The organism is Burkholderia sp. BCC1208 (assembly GCF_902833095.1).
In the GTDB taxonomy this organism is placed as follows: Bacteria; Pseudomonadota; Gammaproteobacteria; order Burkholderiales; family Burkholderiaceae; genus Burkholderia.
Genome location: NZ_CADFDY010000012.1, coordinates 239,786 through 256,991, shown reverse-complemented (window position 1 = coordinate 256,991; position 17,206 = coordinate 239,786). Strand labels below are relative to the sequence as shown.

Here is a 17,206-nt window from a genome sequence, read left to right as displayed (position 1 = left end):
CGCCAACACGCATGAGCTTCACCGCCGGCCGGGCCGGCATTTCAGTCGATACCAACCAAGGAGACGCGAAGTGATCAGGAGCAAGGTGTTGAACGCGATCGTCGGGCTGACGTTCGCCGTCGGTGTCACGGCCGGCGCGCAGGCGCAGGAAACCTACATCCCGCTGATCTCGAAAGGCTTCCAGCATCAGTTCTGGCAGGCCGTGAAATCGGGCGCGATGCAAGCCGCGAAGGACTACAAGGTGAAGGTGACGTTCGAAGGGCCCGAAACCGAGGCGATGGTCGACAAGCAGATCGACATGCTGTCGGCCGCGATCGCGAAGAAGCCGGCCGCGCTCGGCTTCGCGGCCCTCGACAGCAAGGCCGCGCTGCCGCTCTTGAAGAAGGCGCAGGCCGAGAAGATTCCGGTGATCGCGTTCGATTCGGGTGTGGACAGCGACATTCCGGTGACGACGGCCGCGACCAACAACAAGGCCGCTGCCGCGCTCGCCGCCGACAAGCTTGCCGCGCTGATCGGCGACGCGGGCGAGGTGGCCGTGGTCGCGCACGACCAGACGAGCCGCACCGGCATCGACCGCCGCGACGGCTTCCTCGACCGGATGAAGTCGGCGCACCCGAAGGTGCAGGTCGTGACCGTGCAGTACGGCGAAGGCGATCAGCTGAAATCGACCGAGGTGACGAAGTCGATCCTGCAGGCGTATCCCAAGCTGAAGGGGCTGTTCGGCACCAACGAAGGCTCGGCGATCGGCGTGGTCAACGGCGTGCGCGAGATGAAGCGCAAGGTCGTGATCGTCGGCTACGATTCCGGCAAGCAACAGAAGGACGCGATCCGCAGTGGGCTGATGGCCGGCGCGATTACGCAGAACCCGATCGGGATCGGCTACAAGACGGTCGAGGCGGCGGTGAAGGCGATCAAGGGCGAGAAACTGCCGAAGGTCATCGATACCGGTTTCTACTGGTACGACAAGACCAATATCGACGATCCGAAGATCGCGGCGGTGTTGTACGACTGAACGTTGCGGATGGGCGGGGCGGCGATGCGGGCCGTCGCCGCCGCGATGATCGAACACGAGGGCATCATGGGCGCAGTGCGCATCGATTCGCATCAGCACTTCTGGCGTTATCGCGCGGCCGACTATCCGTGGATCGGCCCCGGCATGGGCGTGCTCGCGCGCGACTACCTGCCCGACGCGCTGTGGCCGCGGATGCATGCGCAGGCGCTCGGCGCGTCGATCGCGGTGCAGGCGCGCGCCGGGCGCGACGAGACGGCGTTCCTGCTCGATCTGGCGCGCGACGATGCACGCATCGCGGCGGTGGTCGGCTGGGAGGATCTCGGTGCGCCGGAGCTGGCCGACCGTGTCGCCGAGTGGCGCAGCCCGAAGCTGCGCGGCTTTCGTCATCAGATGCAGGACGAAGCCGACGTCGGCGCGTTCGTCGCGGATCCCGGTTTCAATCGCGGCGTCGCGTGGCTGCAGGCGAACGGCTATGTGTACGACGTGCTCGTGTTCGAGCGCCAGTTGCCGGACGTGCGCGCGTTCTGCGCGCGGCACGACGCGCACTGGCTCGTGCTCGACCACGCCGGCAAGCCGGCGCTCGCCGAGTTCGAGCGCGACGACACGGCGCTCGCGCGCTGGCGCGCGTCGCTGCGCGAACTCGGCGCGCTGCCGCACGTCGCGTGCAAGTTGTCGGGGCTCGTGACCGAAGCCGACTGGCGGCGCGGCCTGCGCGGGCAGGACATCCGGCATATCGAGCAGTGCCTCGACGCGGCGCTCGACGCGTTCGGCCCGCAGCGGCTGATGTTCGGATCGGACTGGCCCGTGTGCCTGCTCGCGGCGTCGTATGACGAAGTGGCGTCGCTGGTCGAGCGCTGGGCCGAATCGCGGCTGTCGGCGGCCGAACGCGCCGCGTTGTGGGGCGGCACGGCCGCGCGCTGCTACGCGGTGCCGGGCGATGTGAAGCGCGGCATATAAAATAGGCGCGAGCGGTCCGCGCGATTCGTCGGACCGTCCGGAACGAAACCGATTACCAGCGTCAACGTATGTCCATCCAGCCGATTCAGAACCGCCGCCTCTACCAGCAGATCGCCGACAAGCTCAGTGCGATGATCGAGTCCGGCGATTTCCCGCCGGGCAGCTATCTGCCGCCCGAGCGCGAACTCGCCGAACGGTTCGGCGTGTCGCGCACGTCGGTGCGCGAGGCGCTGATCGCGCTCGAAGTGAACGGGCTCGTCAGCGTGCGCGTCGGCGACGGCGTGAAGGTGCGCCATCCCGAAACGGCCGCCGCGCCCGAACCCGCATCGGCGCTCGACGCGAAGGTCGCGCCGTTCACGATCGTCGAGATCGATCCGGAGCTCGGCATCGCGCTCGACCTCGATACCGAAATCCCGCCGTTCGCGCTGCTGCAGGCGCGCCGGCTGATCGAGCCGGAAGCCGCATCGCTGGCCGCGAAGCACGGCTCGGACGCGCAGATCGAAGGCATTCACGAAGCGTTCCTGCGCAACCAGGACGACAACCGCAGCGGCTCCCTCACGCATCCGGGCGACCGGCTGTTCCATATCCGCATCGCGGAAGCGAGCGACAATCCGGCGTATGCGCTGATGATCAAGCAGTTGCTCGCGCACAAGTACGACCTGATGTTCCAGCGGCTGCAGTCGCTGTACATGCCGAACGACATGCCGCACCGGTCGGAACGCGAGCATCGCGCGATCCTCGACGCGATCCGCGCGCGCGATCCCGAAGCCGCGCGCCGCGCGATGGCCGAGCATCTCGACGAAGTGATCCGCATCTTCGGCCGCGCGCTCGACTGAACGTGCGAGTCGATTCCCTGCAGGTCGGAAGCGGCGGACGCGATGCGGCTCCTCCCGGGTGCCGACGCGGCCTCCGTATCGCGCGAATGTACCTGCCGCCGGGGCCGAACGAACACTGCGATGCGAGCGACGCGCGCCGGCCCACCGGCATGCCGCTCGCGCGCCGAATGGAGTGTGACGAATGCGCGTGAACGATTGCCACAATTTCCACGACTTCCGTGAGCTCGCCAGACGGCGGTTGCCGGGACCGATCTTCAATTACATCGACGGTGCGGCCGACGATGAAGCCACGTATCGACGCAACACGAGCGCGTTCGAAAGCTGCGATCTGGTGCCGAACGTGTTGCGCGGCGTGCGCGATGTCGATCTGTCGGTGACGGTCATGGGGCAAAAGCTCGGCATGCCGGTTTATTGTTCGCCGACGGCGCTGCAACGCCTGTTTCATCACGACGGCGAGCGGGCCGTCGCCGCCGCGGCCGCGAAATTCGACACGATGTTCGGGGTGTCGTCGCTCGGCACCGTGAGCCTGGAAGAGGCCCGTGCGATCAGCCCGGGCCCGCAGGTGTACCAGTTCTACTTTCACAAGGATCGCGGTCTCAACCGCGAAATGATGAATCGCTCGCGGGAGGCCGGCGTGAACGTGATGATGCTGACGGTGGACAGCATCACCGGCGGCAATCGCGAGCGCGACAAGCGCACCGGCTTCTCGATTCCGTTCCGGCTGACGCTCGCGGGGCTGACCGAGTTCGCGTTGAAGCCGGCCTGGGCGTTCAACTATCTGACCCACGAGCGGTTCCGTTTGCCGCAACTCGACCGGCATGTCGACATGGGCGGCGGCGCGATGTCGATCAGCCGCTACTTCACGGACATGCTCGATCCGTCGATGTCATGGGACGACGTCGCCGCGATGGTGCGGGAGTGGGGCGGCCAGTTTTGCCTGAAAGGCGTGATGTCGGTCGACGACGCCCGCAGGGCGGCGGACATCGGTTGTACCGGCATCGTGTTGTCGAACCACGGCGGGCGGCAACTGGACGGTTCGCGCGCCGCGTTCGACCAGCTTGCCGAGGTCGTCGACGCGGTGGGCGACCGGATCGACGTGATGATGGACGGCGGCGTGCAGCGGGGGTCGCACGTACTGAAGGCGCTGGCGCTCGGTGCGAAGGCGGTCGGCCTCGGGCGCTACTACCTGTTCCCGCTCGCCGCTGCGGGGCAGCCCGGCGTCGAGCGCGCGTTGCAGCTGATGCGGACGGAGATCGAACGCGATATGCGGCTGATGGGCTGCGCGTCTGTTTCGCAACTGGGGCGAAATCAGCTTCGCTTTCGCTGACGGCGGGGGCGACGCCGGTCCTGCGTTCGGGCCGGTTGGCGTCGCGCGCTCAGAAGCGATCCGCGCGATACGGCGCCGGATCGGTGAACGTCGCCTCGCCCGTCATCATCTCGGCCAGCAGGCGGCCGGTGACGGGGCCGAGCGTCAGCCCGTGATGGTTGTGCCCGAACGCGAACCACAGCCCGCGATGCGCGGGCGCGGGGCCGATCACCGGGCGCATGTCGGGCGTGCACGGCCGGAAGCCGAGCCACGGCTGCGGGTCGAGCCGCTCGCCGAACCCGAACACCGGCCGTGCGACGCGTTCCGCGCGTTCGAGCTGCACGCCCGTTGGCGGAAGTCCGCGCCGCGCGATCTCGACGCCCGTCGTCAGCCGCAGCCCGCGCCGCATCGGCGCGATCACGTAACCGTATTCGCGATCGACGATCGGCGCCGACGGCACGCCGCGCGCGGACGGCGCGTAGTGCATGTGATAGCCGCGCTTCTCGCGCAGCGGGATCTTGTAGCCGAACTTGCCGAACACCGTGTCGGACCATGGGCCGAGCGCGACCACGACGGCCGGCGCGTCCGCTGGGCCGTCGTCGGTCGTCACCTGCCAGCCGGGCGACAGCGCGTCGAGGCTTGCGGCGTCGCCCGTCAGCAACGTGCCGCCGCCTTGCACGAAGAGCTGCGCATATGCTTTGACGAGCGCGGCCGGATCGACGACGCTTTTCGGGTCGAGCCAGTGCAGCGCGCCGCAAAAGCCCGGGGCGAGGCTCGGTTCATGCGCGCGCAGCGCGGCTGCGTCGAGCGGCGTGATGCCGAGCCCGTGGCGGCGCGCGGTGAGACCGGCTTCCGCCACGCCGCGTTCGAATGCGGCCGGCGTGCGGAACGCTTCCAGCCAGCCGCTCGCGCGGATCAGTTCGCCGGCGCCGGCCCGCGCGATCAGCGCGTCGTGTTCGACGATGCAGCGTTCGATCAGCGGCAGCATGTCGCGCGACGCCGCCGCGTGACGCAGCGGCGCCGATTCCCACCAGAATCGTGCGAGCCACGGCGCGAACGCGGGCAGCGATGCGCTGTGCCAGTAGAGGTCGGTCGAGCGGTTCAACGCGTAGCGCATCAGCGTGAACGGGCTGCGCGGGAACGGGTACGGTTCGACCGACGAGCGCTCGATCAGTCCGGCATTGCCGAAGCTCGTGCCTTCGCCGGGCGCGCCGCGATCGACGAGGGCGACCTTGCGGCCGCGATCCTGCAGGTGCAGCGCGGCGGAGACGCCGACGATGCCGGCGCCTAGAACGATGACGTCGAAATCCATGGGTGATGAAAGCCGGTTGGCGGTGCGCTTGCCCGCGATGCGGAGTGCGCGCCCAGGTTGGGGGGCGTTCGAACTGCAAGCATACTCGCGGCGGCGCGGGGCACCAAGGGGGCGCGTCGCTAACGAAGCATGTTCCGCCACGAGGCTGAGAACCGCCGTGCGGCGTCGAAGCAAACGGCCTCGCTCCCCGGCGCGCCGATCAACTGCACGCCCACCGGCAACTCGCCCGGCAGGAAGCACGGCGCACTGACGACAGGCAAACCCGCGAACGAGATCGGCTGCGTGAGCAGGCCGAGCGTCTTCGCGGGTTCGAGCGCTTCGCCGTTGACGTCGACGGTCGCGTCGGCGAAGCGCGGCGCGGCATAGGGCGTCGCGGCCGCGATCAGCACGTCGTGGTGCGCGAACAGCGCTTCGAGGCGCGCGCGCCACGCGGCACGACAGGCGATCGCTTCCAGATAGGCCGAGTCAGTCGTCGCGAGGCCGGCCGCAATGCGCGAACGCAGGCGCTCGGAGACGAGCGCGGCTGGCGCATCGAGCAACCCGCGATGGGCGCGAGCCAGTTCCACGTTCGAGATCACGACCGCCGCGTCGCGCACTCGCGCGACTTCGTCACGGCCGACCGATATCGAATCGCCGGCGCGCAGGCAAGCCGCCGCGCGCCGCACGGCGCGTTGCGCGTCCGCATCGGCGTGCCGTTCGAAATCGCCGGCCAGCACGGCGACGCGCAACTGCGTGCCCGGTGCGCGCATTCGTTGCGCATGCAACGTCACCGCACCGCCGAGCATCACGTCGTACAACGCCGCAAGATCGTCGATATCGTTCGCGAACCCGCCGACGGTATCGAGCGAATCGGCATAAGGCAGGCAACCGTCCCGCGACAGCCGCCCGTCGCCCGGCCGAAAGCCCCATACGCCGCACAGTGCGGCCGGCGCGCGGATCGAGCCGTTGGTGTCGCTGCCGAGCGCGAGCGGCACATAGCCGGCCGCGACCGCGGCGGCCGAGCCGCTCGACGAGCCACCGGTCATGCGCGTCGGGTCCGCCGGCAGGCGTACGGAACCGTAGTGCGGATTCACACCGGTGGCGCCGCACGCGAGTTCGTCCATGTGGGTCGCGCCGACCGGCACCGCGCCGGCCGCGCACAGCCGGGCGACCATCGTCGCATCGGCAGCGGCGGCCGGCAACGCGGCGCGCCCGGGCGATCCCGCGACCGTCGTGTAGCCGGCCACGTCGAAGTTCCACTTCACGAGAAACGGCACGCCGGCGAGCGGGCCCGGGTCGAGCCCGTCCTGTACGCACCGGTCGATACGCCGCGCGTCACGCAGCGCCCGTTCGTCGAACGTCTGCGCGCACGCGTGGATCGCGCCGTCGTGCGCGGCGATGTCGGCGAGCGCGGCCTGCACGAGCGACTCGGCGCCGATACGCCCCGCGCGAACCTCGGCTGCCAGCGCGAGTGCGCTGCGCATCGACGGCGCCGTGCTCATGCGCACCACCTCACGATCGCGCCATCAACCGGCGCGGAATCGACAGGATCAGCGCCGCCGCCGCGAACAGCGTGAACGCGAGCAGCGCGACGCCGAATTCCGTGCTGCCCGTCAAACCCTTCGCATAGCCCATCAGCGTCGGGCCGACGAATCCGGCGACGGCCGCGCCGATGTTGACGAGCCCCGCGCCGCCCGCGGCCGCCTCGCCGGCGAGGATCCGCGACGGCAAACTCCAGAACATCGCGAGCGTGCTCATGATGCCGGCCACGCCGACGGTCAGGCACGCGACCGCGAGCACGGGGTGCGTGCGCATCCCGAGGCTCGCGAGCAGCGCGACGCCACCGATCGCGACCGGTAGCGCCGTATGCCAGCGCCGCTCGCCGGTGCGCACCGAATGCTGCGCGTTCGCGACCATCGCGACCGAGGCGACGAGATACGGGATCGCGCTGACGAGACCGATCGCGAGATTGCTGAGATTGCCGAGCGACTTGATCATCGTCGGCATCCAGAACACGAGCCCGTAGTTGCCGACGTTATAGAGAAACGACGTCGCGAACAGGATCCACAGCGTCGGCTCGCGCAGCGCGGCGCCGAGTTGCGTGCGCTTGCCGGCCGCCTCCTGCGCCATTTCCGCGTGGACCGTGCGCTTCTCGGCGTCGGTCAGCCACGTCGCGTCGTCGATCCGTTCGGTCACGCGCACGAGCAGGACCAGCCCGAGCACAACGGCCGGCAGCCCTTCGAGCAGGAACATCCATTGCCAGCCGCGCAGGCCGAGCCCGCCGTGCGTCGCGTCCATGATCCAGCCGGACAGCGGGCCGCCGACGATCACGCCGAGCGGCATCGCGAGAAACAGCAGCGCCATCACCTTCGACAGCCGATGCGACGGAAACCACACGCTGAAATACGCGATGACGGCCGGGAAGAAGCTGGCCTCCGTCACGCCGAGCAGGAAGCGCAGCGCGTAGAAGCTGGCCGTGTCGCGGGTGGCGAGCGTGGCGATCGACACCACGCCCCAGGTCAGCATCGACCCGGCGAGGCAGCGCTTCACGCCGACGCGCTGCACGAGCCAGCCGGCCGGCACCTGCAGCAGCAGGTAGCCGACGAAGAACAGCCCCGCGCCGACGCCGTACGCCGCATCCGACAGGTGGAGGTCCGTCACCATCTGCAGCTTCGCGAACCCGACGTTCACGCGGTCGAGATAGCCGAAGAAGTAGCACACGAGGATCAGCGGAATGATGCGGCGGCTCAATCGCGCATACAGCGCATCGACGTCGGGTGTAGCGGCGCCCGCGCGCGCATCGGCGGCGGATGGCAGGCCGCGCGGCGAGGCCGCGCCGTTCGAATGTGTCATGACGACTCCCGGCTGGAGAGGATACGGCGCAGCGCGCGCCCGGGGCGTGCGCCGGTGTGGCGCCCGTCCGCGAGTACGGCCTGCCCGTTGACGAATACATGCTCGATGCCGTCGGGGCGCAGCGTCGGGCTCGCGAAGGTCGCGCGGTCGATCACGCGCGCGGGATCGAACACGACGAGATCGGCGTAGTGGCCGACCGCGAGTCGGCCGCGTTCAGCGATCCCGAACTGCTCGGCGGTGAGGCCCGTCATCTTGCGCACCGCCGTCTCCAGCGGGAACAGGCCGCGCTCGCGCGAGAACTCGCCGAGCACGCGCGGGAAGGTACCCCACAGCCGCGGATGCGGGCGCGTGTCGTTCGGCAGGCCGTCGGAGCCGACCATCGTCAGCGCGTGGCCCATGATGCGTTCGACATCCGCTTCGTCCATCACGAAGTAGATCGCGCTGGCCGGGCGCAGCGCGTCGATCGCCGCGTCGACGGAATCGCCGAACAGCGGCAGCAGGTCGTGGAAGTCGCGGCCCGCGAGCTCGGGATGCGGCTTCGACCACGCGAGGATCACGCGCGACGACTGGCGGATGCGGTCCGCGCGCAGCATCGTCGACGTGGCCGGATACGGATGGCAGTCGACGCACAGCGCTTGCCGCGCCCGCTGCGCGTCGATGTGCGCGAGCGTCTCGATCGAGCGGCCGTGGTTGGCCTTGCCGGCCACCTTGTGATGCGACAGCACGACGCGCACGTCGAGCGCGCGGCCGATCGAGAATGCCTCGTCGAGCGACGCGATGATCGCGTCGGTCTCGTCGCGCAGGTGCGTCGCGAACACGCCGCCCGTGTCGCGCAGCGGCGCGCACACGTCGATCAGCTCGTCGGTGGTCGCGGCGGCGGCGGGTGGATAGAAGGTGCCCGACGATACGCCGAACGCGCCGGCCGCCATCGCTTCGCGCACGTCGGCCGCCATCGCGGCGATTTCCGCCGCGTCGGCCGCGCGTTCGAGATCGGCCATGTGCCGCACGCGCAGCGTCGAATGGCCGACGAGGGCCGCCGTGTTGACGGCGGCGGGCGTGGCATCGAGCGCGTCGAGATACGCGAGAAAGGACGGGAAGCGGAACGCCTGCCACGCGCCGAGCAGGTCGAGCGGCTGCGGCACGTCGCGTTCGGCGAGCAGCGGCGCGAGGCTGATCCCGCAGTTGCCGGCGATCACCGTGGTGACGCCTTGCGCGACCTTGGGTTCGACGTCGGGATCGGTCAGCACGAACGCGTCGTCGTGCGTGTGGCTGTCGATGAAGCCCGGCGCGACGACCAGGCCGCTCGCGTCGAGCGTATGCGCGGCCGTCGCGCCGCTCAGGTCGCCGATCGCGGCGATGCGCGCGCCGGTCACGCCGAGATCGGCGTCGAAGCGCGCGGTGCCCGTGCCGTCGATCAGCTCGCCGCGCCGCAGGATTACATCGAAATGCATGGTGGCTCCTCCGGAATCCGTCCGGACCCGGGGAGTCGCCCGTTTCCGTCGTTCGTATCGGCCACCATCGTCCCCGGCCATTTTTCGGGCGTCCAATGCCGTTCGGCTCGCGATTCATGCGAAACCGGCATCAATGCGGGCGGCGCCGCGTCCGCGGGCGGTTCGTGGGCGTCAGGCGAGCGACGCCTTCACCAGGGCCTGGAGGTCGCTCGCGAAGCTGGACATCGAGATGGTGCGGTGCCGCACGATGCCGACCGTGCGCTCGATCGTCGGGCTCGCGATGGGCACGGCGCGCACGGCGGGCGAACCGTACGCGCGCAGTGCGCTCTCGGGCAGGATCGCGCAGCCGACGCCGGCCGCCACGAGCGCCGCGACGCACGAGATGTGCTCGACCTCGTAGAACCAGCGGGTCCGCACGGCTTCCTGGCCCATCAGCATTTCGAGCAGCAGGCGGTTGCCGCTGTCGCGCCCGCCGATGATCAGCTTCGCGTGCCGCAATTCGCCGAGCGTGACGGCGTCGGCGCGCGCGAGCGGGTCGTCCTCATGGGCCGCGAGCACGTAGCGGTCGGTGAAGAGCGACTCGAACGCGAGATCGTCGTCGTCGCCCGGGTGCAGGCTCACGCCGAATTCGGCGATGCCCGCGCGCACCTGCGACAGCACGAAGTCGTGATTGCCGTCGAGGATCTGCACGGCGACATGCGGATACCTGGCCGCGTAGCGGCGCAGCACGTCGGGCAGCGCCCGCGCGACGACGGTGGGGATGCACGCCAGCCGCACCTTGCCGTAGCGCTTCTCGGCGATCTCCTGGATCGACGACAGCATCATCCCGAGCTGCGCGATCTGCTCGCGCGCCATCGGCAGGAACTGGCGGCCGACGCCCGTCAGCGTCACGCTGCGCGTGGTGCGATGGAACAATTCGACGCCGAGCGCCTGCTCGAGCTTCTGGATGCGGCGCGACAGCCCCGGCTGCGTCAGGTGCAGCTTCTCCGCGGCGCGGTGGAACGTGCCGAGCTCCGCGACGGCGACGAACGCTTCGAGTTCCGAGTTTTCGACTTTCATGACGCTGGGCGCTCCGTGTCCGATCCGACGGCACGGAACGACGCGCCGCGATCAAGCGGTCATTGTCGTCGAAATCGCGGGGCGGCACGATCGGCGCGCGGGCGCAGCCGCGCGCGTCGATCCGCTCAGCGCATCTCGATGCTGCGGCACAGCGCGGCGTCGCGCTCGAAGCCGAGCCAGCCGGCCGACGTGCCGCTCCAGCCGATCATGTCGACACGCGCATCGGCAAGCTGCCGCGCCGCGACGAGAATGCGCTCGGCGTCGAACTGGTCGAGCGCGGCCGCGCTCAGTGCGATCTCGGTCACGGTGAAGCGCGCGAAGTGCACCCTGACGTTCGGCAGTTCGGCGACGATTGTGGTCGTCAGCGGTTCGAGCGCGGTGTTCGACGACGGCGTCGGGATGCCGATGCGGATACGTGAATGCATTGCATGGCCTCCGTTCAGTCGAGCAACTGCCGCACCGCGTCGACAGCCGCGCGGCGCAGCGCGGGTAGGTCGAGGCCCGGGATCTCGCCGTCATCCACCACGATGCGGCCGTTCACGATGCTGTACTTCACGGGCGCCGGCTCGCCGGCCGCGACAGGTGCGATCGCATAATCGTGGAAGCCGTTGAAGCGCGGGCCGCTCACGTCGTACAGCACGAGATCGGCGGCCTGGCCGACTTCGAGCGTGCCGACCGCATCGAGCCCGAGCACGCGCGCGCCGCCCTGCGTGCCCCAGTGCAGCACTTCCTCGGCGGTGGTTGCCGACGCGCCGTGCGCCGCGCGATGCACGAGCCACGCGAAATTCGCTTCGTGCGTCATGCTGCCCGATTCGTTCGACGCGACCCCGTCCACGCCGAGCGACACCGGCACGCCGGCCGCCGCCATGCGCGGCGCGGGCGCGATGCCGCTGCCGAGCCGCGCGTTGCTGACGGGGCAGTGCGCGCAGCCGGTGCCCGTTTCCGCAAGCATCGCGATCTCGTTCGCTTCGAGATGGACCAGGTGCGCGAACCACACGTCGGGGCCGAGCCATTCGTGATCGGAGACGAATTCGACGGGCAGCTTGCCGTAGCGCTCGCGGCAGAAATCGACGTAGCGCGTCGTCTCGGAAAGATGCGAATGCAACCGCAGGCCCATGCCGCGCGCGGCGCGCGCCACCTCGGGCAGCAGTTCGGGCGGCAGCGAGAAGGTCGGTGTGGTCGGCGCGACGACCACGCGGCGCATCGATGCGCTGCCCGCGTCGTGATAGCGCGCCTTCAACCGCTCGATGTCGGCGAGCATCTGGTCGAGCGTCTCGGGTTGCAGCGCAGTGCCGGCGAAGCCCGGATGGTCGCCGGCCGCCTGCAATGCGCCGCCGCGGCACAGCACGAAGCGCATCCCGAAGCCGGCGGCCTCGTCGAACAGCAGGTCGCCGGTCTCGGTGGTGCCGCCTGCGTGATACAGGTAGTGGTGATCGGCGCAGGTCGTCACGCCGGACAGCAGCAGTTCCGCGAAGCCGAGCCGCGCGGCGATGCGCGCGAGTGCCGGCGTGAAGCGCGCGACGCGCGGATAGGGCACGGCCGCGAGCCATTCCTGCAGGTCCGCGTTGATGCCGGCCGGCACGCCTTTCAACAGGTTCTGGAACAAGTGGTGATGCGTGTTGACCCAGCCCGGGTAGACGACGCAATCGCTTGCGTCGATCACGCGCTCGCCGGGGAGCGGCGCGAGATCGGGCGAGATCGATTCGATCCGGCCGTCGCGGATGCGCAGGTCGGCCTGGCCGAGCCGCGCGGCGTCGCCGGCGCGGCCGCTCATGACCGAGACGGGGTTTCTGATCAGCAGCGAAGAAGAGGGAAGGCTCATGCTTGGGTCTCCTCGGATTCGGATAGTGGTTGGCCATCACACGCCGCGCGCGGGCAGGTTGCCGCGCGCGGCGCCTGGCCGATCAGTCGCACTCGCGTGCCATCGGGCTGCGGTGCGAGGCGTCGTGATGCGCGTGGGCGTCGACCGGTTCGGCCGCCGGCACGCCGTTGAGCAGTGCGTTGAGCGCGACCGACACGAGGCACGCGAGCACGACGCCGCTGTGCAGGAACGGTTGCGTCCAGTCGGGCATGTGTGCGAACACCTTCGGCGCCATCACCGGAATCAGCGCGGTCGCGATCGTGAAGCCGACGATCAGCACGTTGTAGCGGTTGCCTTCGAAGTCGACTTTCGCGAGCGTTTGCACGCCGGCCGCGACGACCACGCCGAACATCGCGATACCCGCACCGCCGAGCGCGGCGGACGGCGTCGACGCGACGATCGCGCCGATCTTCGGCACCAGCGCGACGACGCACATCAGCACGCCGCTGACCGCGACGATCCAGCGGCTGCGCACGCCGGTCAGGATCACGAGCCCGACGTTCTCCATGAACGCGATGAACGGGAACGCAGCGAACGTGCCGGCGATCGCGCTCGCGACGCCGTTCGCGCGCAGGCCGCGCACGACATCTTCCTCGCTCACCTGCTTCTCGACGATGTCGCCGATCGCGACGAACAGGCCCATCGATTCGACCATCTGCACGATCATCACGACGACCATCGTCAGCACGGGCACGATCGCGAATACCGGCGTGCCGAAGTGGAACGGGACGGGCACGGTGAACCACGGCGCGGCCGCAACGTTCGTGAAGTTGCCCATCCCGAGCGCGATCGCGAGCAGGCTGCCGGCGACCAGCCCGATCAGCACCGACAGGTTGCGCAGGAACGCATTCGCGAAACGGTTGACCGCGAGGATCACGACCGCGACGACGAGCGCGACCGCGAGGAACGACAGCTCGCCGAACTGCAGCTTCGCAGCGTCGCCGCCGCCGGCCCACTGGTACGCGACCGGAAACAGTTGCAGGCCGATCACGGTGACGATGCAGCCAGTCACGACGGGCGGGAACAGGCGGCGCAGCCGGCCGACCAGCGGCGCCGCGAAGGTCGTGATGATGCCCGCACCGATCACCGCGCCGCACACGCCGGCGAAGCCCACGCCCGGCGTGAGGCCGATCGCGATCACCGGGCCGACGCTGCTGAACGCGACGCCCTGCAGGATCGGCAGGCGTACGCCGAGCTTCCAGACGCCGACTGTCTGCAGGATCGTCGAAATGCCGGAACAGAACAGCGCAGTGCTGATCAGCACGGTCGTGTCGGCGGGCGACATCTTCAGTGCCGACGCGACGATCAGCGGCACCGCGATCGCGCCGATATAGGCGACGAGCATGTGCTGCAGGCCGAGCGTCAGCATCTGGCGGCGCGGCAGGACCCGATCGACGGGATGTGAAGCAGAGTTCATGGGCGTGTCTCCTGAGGTTCGTTATCGGGCGGGTGCGCGGCGCGCCCGCCCGGCGTGCCCGTCAGGCCGCGATCGAGGCGGCGAGACAGGCATGGAAACGGTCGGTCAGTGCGGTGCGATCGAGATCGCGGCCGATGAAAACGATGCGCGACGAGCGCGGCTCGCACCCCCACGCCTGCGCGGCGCGCAGTTCGATCACGCCGTGCACGCCCTGCAGCACGTAGCGCTGCGCGCGGCCCTGCACGGCGAGGATGCCTTTCATCCGGAACAGGTTCGCGGTATCGGCGGCGCGCAGTTCGCCGAGCCACGTTTCGAGCGCATCGAGATCGACGTCCGCATCGATCTCGATACCGACCGACGATACGCTTTCGTCGTGTTCGTGATGGTCGTGGTCGTCGTGCGCGTGAGCGTCGTGGCCGTGCTCATGCTCATGGCCATGCTCGTGTTCGCTCGCCGGCGTATCCGCCCGCAGCCCGTCGCTCTCGACGAGGATCTGCGCGAATTCGTTCGCGCCGATGCCGAGGATGCGGTCGAGATCGATCTGCGCGTAGCTCGACGTAACGATCTCGGCCGTCGTGTTCAGCTCGCGCAGCCGCGCGGTCAGCGCATCGACGTCCGGCGACGTGACGAGATCGACCTTGTTGATCACGATCCGGTCCGCGCAGACGATCTGGTCGACGGCCTGGTTGTCGCGGCCGTCGAGCACGAGATCGTCGAGGTGCGCGCGGATATGCTTTGCGTCGACCATCGTGACGACCGCGTCGAGCGCGACTTCCTTCGCGATCGGATCGTCGAGGAAGAAGGTCTGCGCGACCGGATACGGATCGGCGAGGCCGCTCGTCTCGACGATGATGTGATCGAGCCGGTCGGGTCGCTCGACGAGCATCCGCACGATCCGCACCAGATCCTCGCGCACTGCGCCGACGCAGCACACGCAGCCGTTCGTCATCTCGTAGATCTCCTCGGTCGATTCGAGCACGAGGCCGCCGTCGATGCCGATCTCGCCGAACTCGTTCTCGATCACCGCGATCTTGCGGCCGTGCTTCTCGCGCAGGATGTAGTTGAGCAGCGTGGTCTTGCCCGCACCGAGAAAGCCCGTGAGCACGGTGACCGGAATCTTCTCGACGTCGCTGTGGGTGGTGTGGATGTGGGTCATGATGCGTCTCCGTTGAGTCGGTTGGGCTGCAATTCGCTTTCTTTCCAGCGATGGACGGTGCGGGAATCGAGGTCGAACAGATCGAGCACGCGGCCGAGCGTGTGGTCGATCATCTGGCCGAGCGAAGCGGGGCGCGCATAGAACGCCGGCACGGGGGGCGCGACGATCGCACCCATCTCCGTGACCGCCGCCATGTTGCGCAGGTGCGTGAGCGTGTAAGGCGTCTCGCGGGCAAGCAGCACGAGCCGGCGGCGCTCCTTCAGCACGACGTCGGCCGCGCGCGAAATCAGGCCGGACGACAGGCCGCTCGCGATCTCGGCGAGCGTCTTCATCGAGCACGGCGCGACGATCATCCCGAGCGTACGGAACGAGCCGCTCGAAATCGGTGCCGCGATGTCGTCGCCGCGGTACAGCACGCTCGCGAGCGCCGTGATGTCCGACAGCTTGAAATCGGTCTCGTGTGCCATCGTCAGCGCGGCGGCGCGCGACACGACTACGTGCGTCTCGATGTCGAGCTCGCGCAGCAGCGCGAGCAGCCGCATGCCGTACACGAAGCCCGATGCGCCGCTGATGCCGACCACGAGCCGGCGCGTGCTCATCGCGCGGCTCCGCCGAGCGCTGCGATGACCTGCGCGGCGCGCTGCATCGCGGCGTCGCCGACGCGCGCACGCACACCGTCGAAGCGCGAGCCGCGCGTCGCGTCGACGCCCATTCGCGACGTCGTGCCGTCAGCGGATGACGACGGATCGAGCGGGCTGCCGGGCAGGCCGTCGACGACGAACAGGTCGCGATGCGGCTGGAAGTGCGTCGCGATCGCCCAAAGCACCTGCGCGTCGTCGGTGATGTCGACGTCGCTGTCGACCGCGACGACGTTCTTCAGGTACGGATCCCAGCCGAGCAGCGCGAGCATGATCTGGCGCGCTTCGCCGTCGCGTGTCTGTTTCAGCGCGACGTAGCAATGAAAGTGCGTGCCGGAATTCGGATAGTGGATCGCGGTGACCGCGGGAAAGCGCGCTTTCAGCTTCTCGCTCATCTCGGCTTCGCGCGGCAGCCGCGCGAGCGTCAGGTGTTCCGCGTACGGGCCGCCGACCACGTCGACGAGCCACGCGTCGTCGCGGCGCATCATCGTGTCGACGCGCAGCACGTTGTTGGTCGAGCGGTCCGACGAGTAGCCGGTGAATTCGCCGAACGGCCCTTCGTCGGCATGCGCGTCGGGATCGATCGTGCCTTCGAGCACGAACTCGGCGGCGGCCGGTACGCCGATGCCGTGGCGCGGCGTGCGCACGAGTTGCAGCGGCGCGCCGAACAGGCCGCCGGCGATCGCGCGCTCGTCCGCGCCGAACGGCAGGCGCGCGGCGGCGGCCAGCATGAACAGCGGATGCGCGCCGATCACCATCGCGACTTTCAGCGTGTCGCCACGTGCCTTGGCGGTTTGCAGCATCCGCCACAGATGGCCGCGCGAATGCAGGCTCGTCGCCAGTGCGTTGCGCGCATGCGGCATCGAGCGGTGGTAACTGAGGTTCGCGATGCCCGTCATCGGATCTTCGGCGACGATCACCGCGTTGGTCACATACGGCCCGCGATCGGTTTCGAAGTGGCGGATCATCGGCAACTGTGCGAGATCGACCGCATCGCCTTCGACGACATGGCCGAGCACCGGGCCATGCGGCACGACGACCGGCGCGACGGGCACGTTCGCGCGCTGCTGCCACGCGTCGAACAGGCCATTCGCATCGACGCCGAACAGCCGGCCGATGCGCGTGCGCGATGCAAACACGTTGGTGACGAGCGGCGCGGCGAGACCGTCGACGCGCTCGCAGACGAGCATCTCGTGCCGGCCGCGCGCGGCGAGCGACGCGACGACGGCCGTGACGTCCTGGTCGGCGGACAGCGGCTGCGCAATCGTCAGCACGTCGTCCGGAAAACGTTCGCGATATGCGTTCGCGAAGTGGTGGAAATCCTGCTGCTCGGCGAAAAGGCTGGACGCCATGATGCACTCCATCGGAT

General features: G+C 69.1%; 14 protein-coding genes and 1 pseudogene. 4 read left to right on the top strand and 11 right to left on the bottom strand.

All coding sequences use genetic code 11. From position 1 onward, the window contains the following. Positions 1 to 70: 70 nt before the first annotated feature. The 4 genes from HWX09_RS28370 (at position 71) to HWX09_RS28355 (ending at position 4,132) form a co-directional block, all read left to right on the top strand. Positions 71 to 1,012 (top strand): ABC transporter substrate-binding protein, encoded by a 942-nt coding sequence (locus HWX09_RS28370; protein ID WP_027781274.1) that lies wholly within the window; start codon positions 71 to 73, stop codon positions 1,010 to 1,012. A gap of 66 nt (positions 1,013 to 1,078) precedes the next feature. Beyond that, the gene (locus HWX09_RS28365) at positions 1,079 to 1,969 is read left to right on the top strand and encodes an amidohydrolase family protein (RefSeq protein WP_027781273.1); all 891 of its coding nucleotides are present in this window, start codon (positions 1,079 to 1,081) and stop codon (positions 1,967 to 1,969) included. Between the two features lie 68 nt (positions 1,970 to 2,037). After that, positions 2,038 to 2,805, top strand: a complete 768-nt coding sequence (locus HWX09_RS28360) for a FadR/GntR family transcriptional regulator (RefSeq protein WP_027781272.1) — start codon at positions 2,038 to 2,040, stop codon at positions 2,803 to 2,805. Between the two features lie 181 nt (positions 2,806 to 2,986). Continuing rightward, on the top strand, positions 2,987 to 4,132 hold the full coding sequence (locus HWX09_RS28355; protein WP_027781271.1) for an alpha-hydroxy acid oxidase: 1,146 nt from the start codon (positions 2,987 to 2,989) through the stop codon (positions 4,130 to 4,132). 49 nt (positions 4,133 to 4,181) lie between these two features. Here HWX09_RS28355 and HWX09_RS28350 read toward each other — a convergent pair whose 3' ends face one another. The 11 genes and pseudogenes from HWX09_RS28350 to HWX09_RS28300 form a co-directional block, all read right to left on the bottom strand. Further along, positions 4,182 to 5,423 (bottom strand): FAD-binding oxidoreductase, encoded by a 1,242-nt coding sequence (locus HWX09_RS28350; RefSeq protein ID WP_027781270.1) that lies wholly within the window; start codon positions 5,421 to 5,423, stop codon positions 4,182 to 4,184. A 119-nt stretch (positions 5,424 to 5,542) separates the two neighbouring features. Next, the gene (locus HWX09_RS28345) at positions 5,543 to 6,886 is read right to left on the bottom strand and encodes an amidase family protein (RefSeq protein ID WP_027781269.1); all 1,344 of its coding nucleotides are present in this window, start codon (positions 6,884 to 6,886) and stop codon (positions 5,543 to 5,545) included. Positions 6,887 to 6,914: 28 nt separating this feature from the next. Continuing rightward, entirely contained in the window at positions 6,915 to 8,255 is a 1,341-nt protein-coding gene (locus HWX09_RS28340; RefSeq protein WP_027781268.1) for an MFS transporter, read from the bottom strand. Continuing rightward, positions 8,252 to 9,706, bottom strand: coding sequence for a D-aminoacylase (locus HWX09_RS28335; RefSeq protein WP_027781267.1), 1,455 nt, complete (start codon positions 9,704 to 9,706; stop codon positions 8,252 to 8,254). Before HWX09_RS28335 ends, HWX09_RS28340 begins: the two co-directional genes overlap by 4 nt. A 171-nt stretch (positions 9,707 to 9,877) precedes the next feature. Further along, positions 9,878 to 10,765: a LysR family transcriptional regulator gene (locus HWX09_RS28330; protein WP_027781266.1), complete on the bottom strand. Its 888-nt coding sequence runs from the start codon at positions 10,763 to 10,765 to the stop codon at positions 9,878 to 9,880. A 137-nt stretch (positions 10,766 to 10,902) separates the two neighbouring features. Continuing rightward, positions 10,903 to 11,190, bottom strand: a pseudogene (locus tag HWX09_RS28325) (Asp/Glu/hydantoin racemase); the annotation flags it as partial. Positions 11,191 to 11,204: 14 nt separating this feature from the next. Continuing rightward, complete coding sequence (locus tag HWX09_RS28320; RefSeq protein ID WP_027781265.1) at positions 11,205 to 12,587, bottom strand: amidohydrolase family protein; 1,383 nt, start codon at positions 12,585 to 12,587, stop codon at positions 11,205 to 11,207. An 82-nt stretch (positions 12,588 to 12,669) separates the two neighbouring features. Beyond that, positions 12,670 to 14,043, bottom strand: a complete 1,374-nt coding sequence (locus HWX09_RS28315; protein ID WP_027781264.1) for a nucleobase:cation symporter-2 family protein — start codon at positions 14,041 to 14,043, stop codon at positions 12,670 to 12,672. 61 nt (positions 14,044 to 14,104) lie between these two features. Further along, entirely contained in the window at positions 14,105 to 15,199 is a 1,095-nt protein-coding gene (locus tag HWX09_RS28310) for a GTP-binding protein (RefSeq protein ID WP_027781263.1), read from the bottom strand. Beyond that, on the bottom strand, positions 15,196 to 15,798 hold the full coding sequence (locus HWX09_RS28305; RefSeq protein WP_027781262.1) for a UbiX family flavin prenyltransferase: 603 nt from the start codon (positions 15,796 to 15,798) through the stop codon (positions 15,196 to 15,198). Before HWX09_RS28305 ends, HWX09_RS28310 begins: the two co-directional genes overlap by 4 nt. Then, positions 15,795 to 17,189 (bottom strand): UbiD family decarboxylase, encoded by a 1,395-nt coding sequence (locus HWX09_RS28300; RefSeq protein WP_027781261.1) that lies wholly within the window; start codon positions 17,187 to 17,189, stop codon positions 15,795 to 15,797. Before HWX09_RS28300 ends, HWX09_RS28305 begins: the two co-directional genes overlap by 4 nt. Positions 17,190 to 17,206 lie beyond the last annotated feature (17 nt).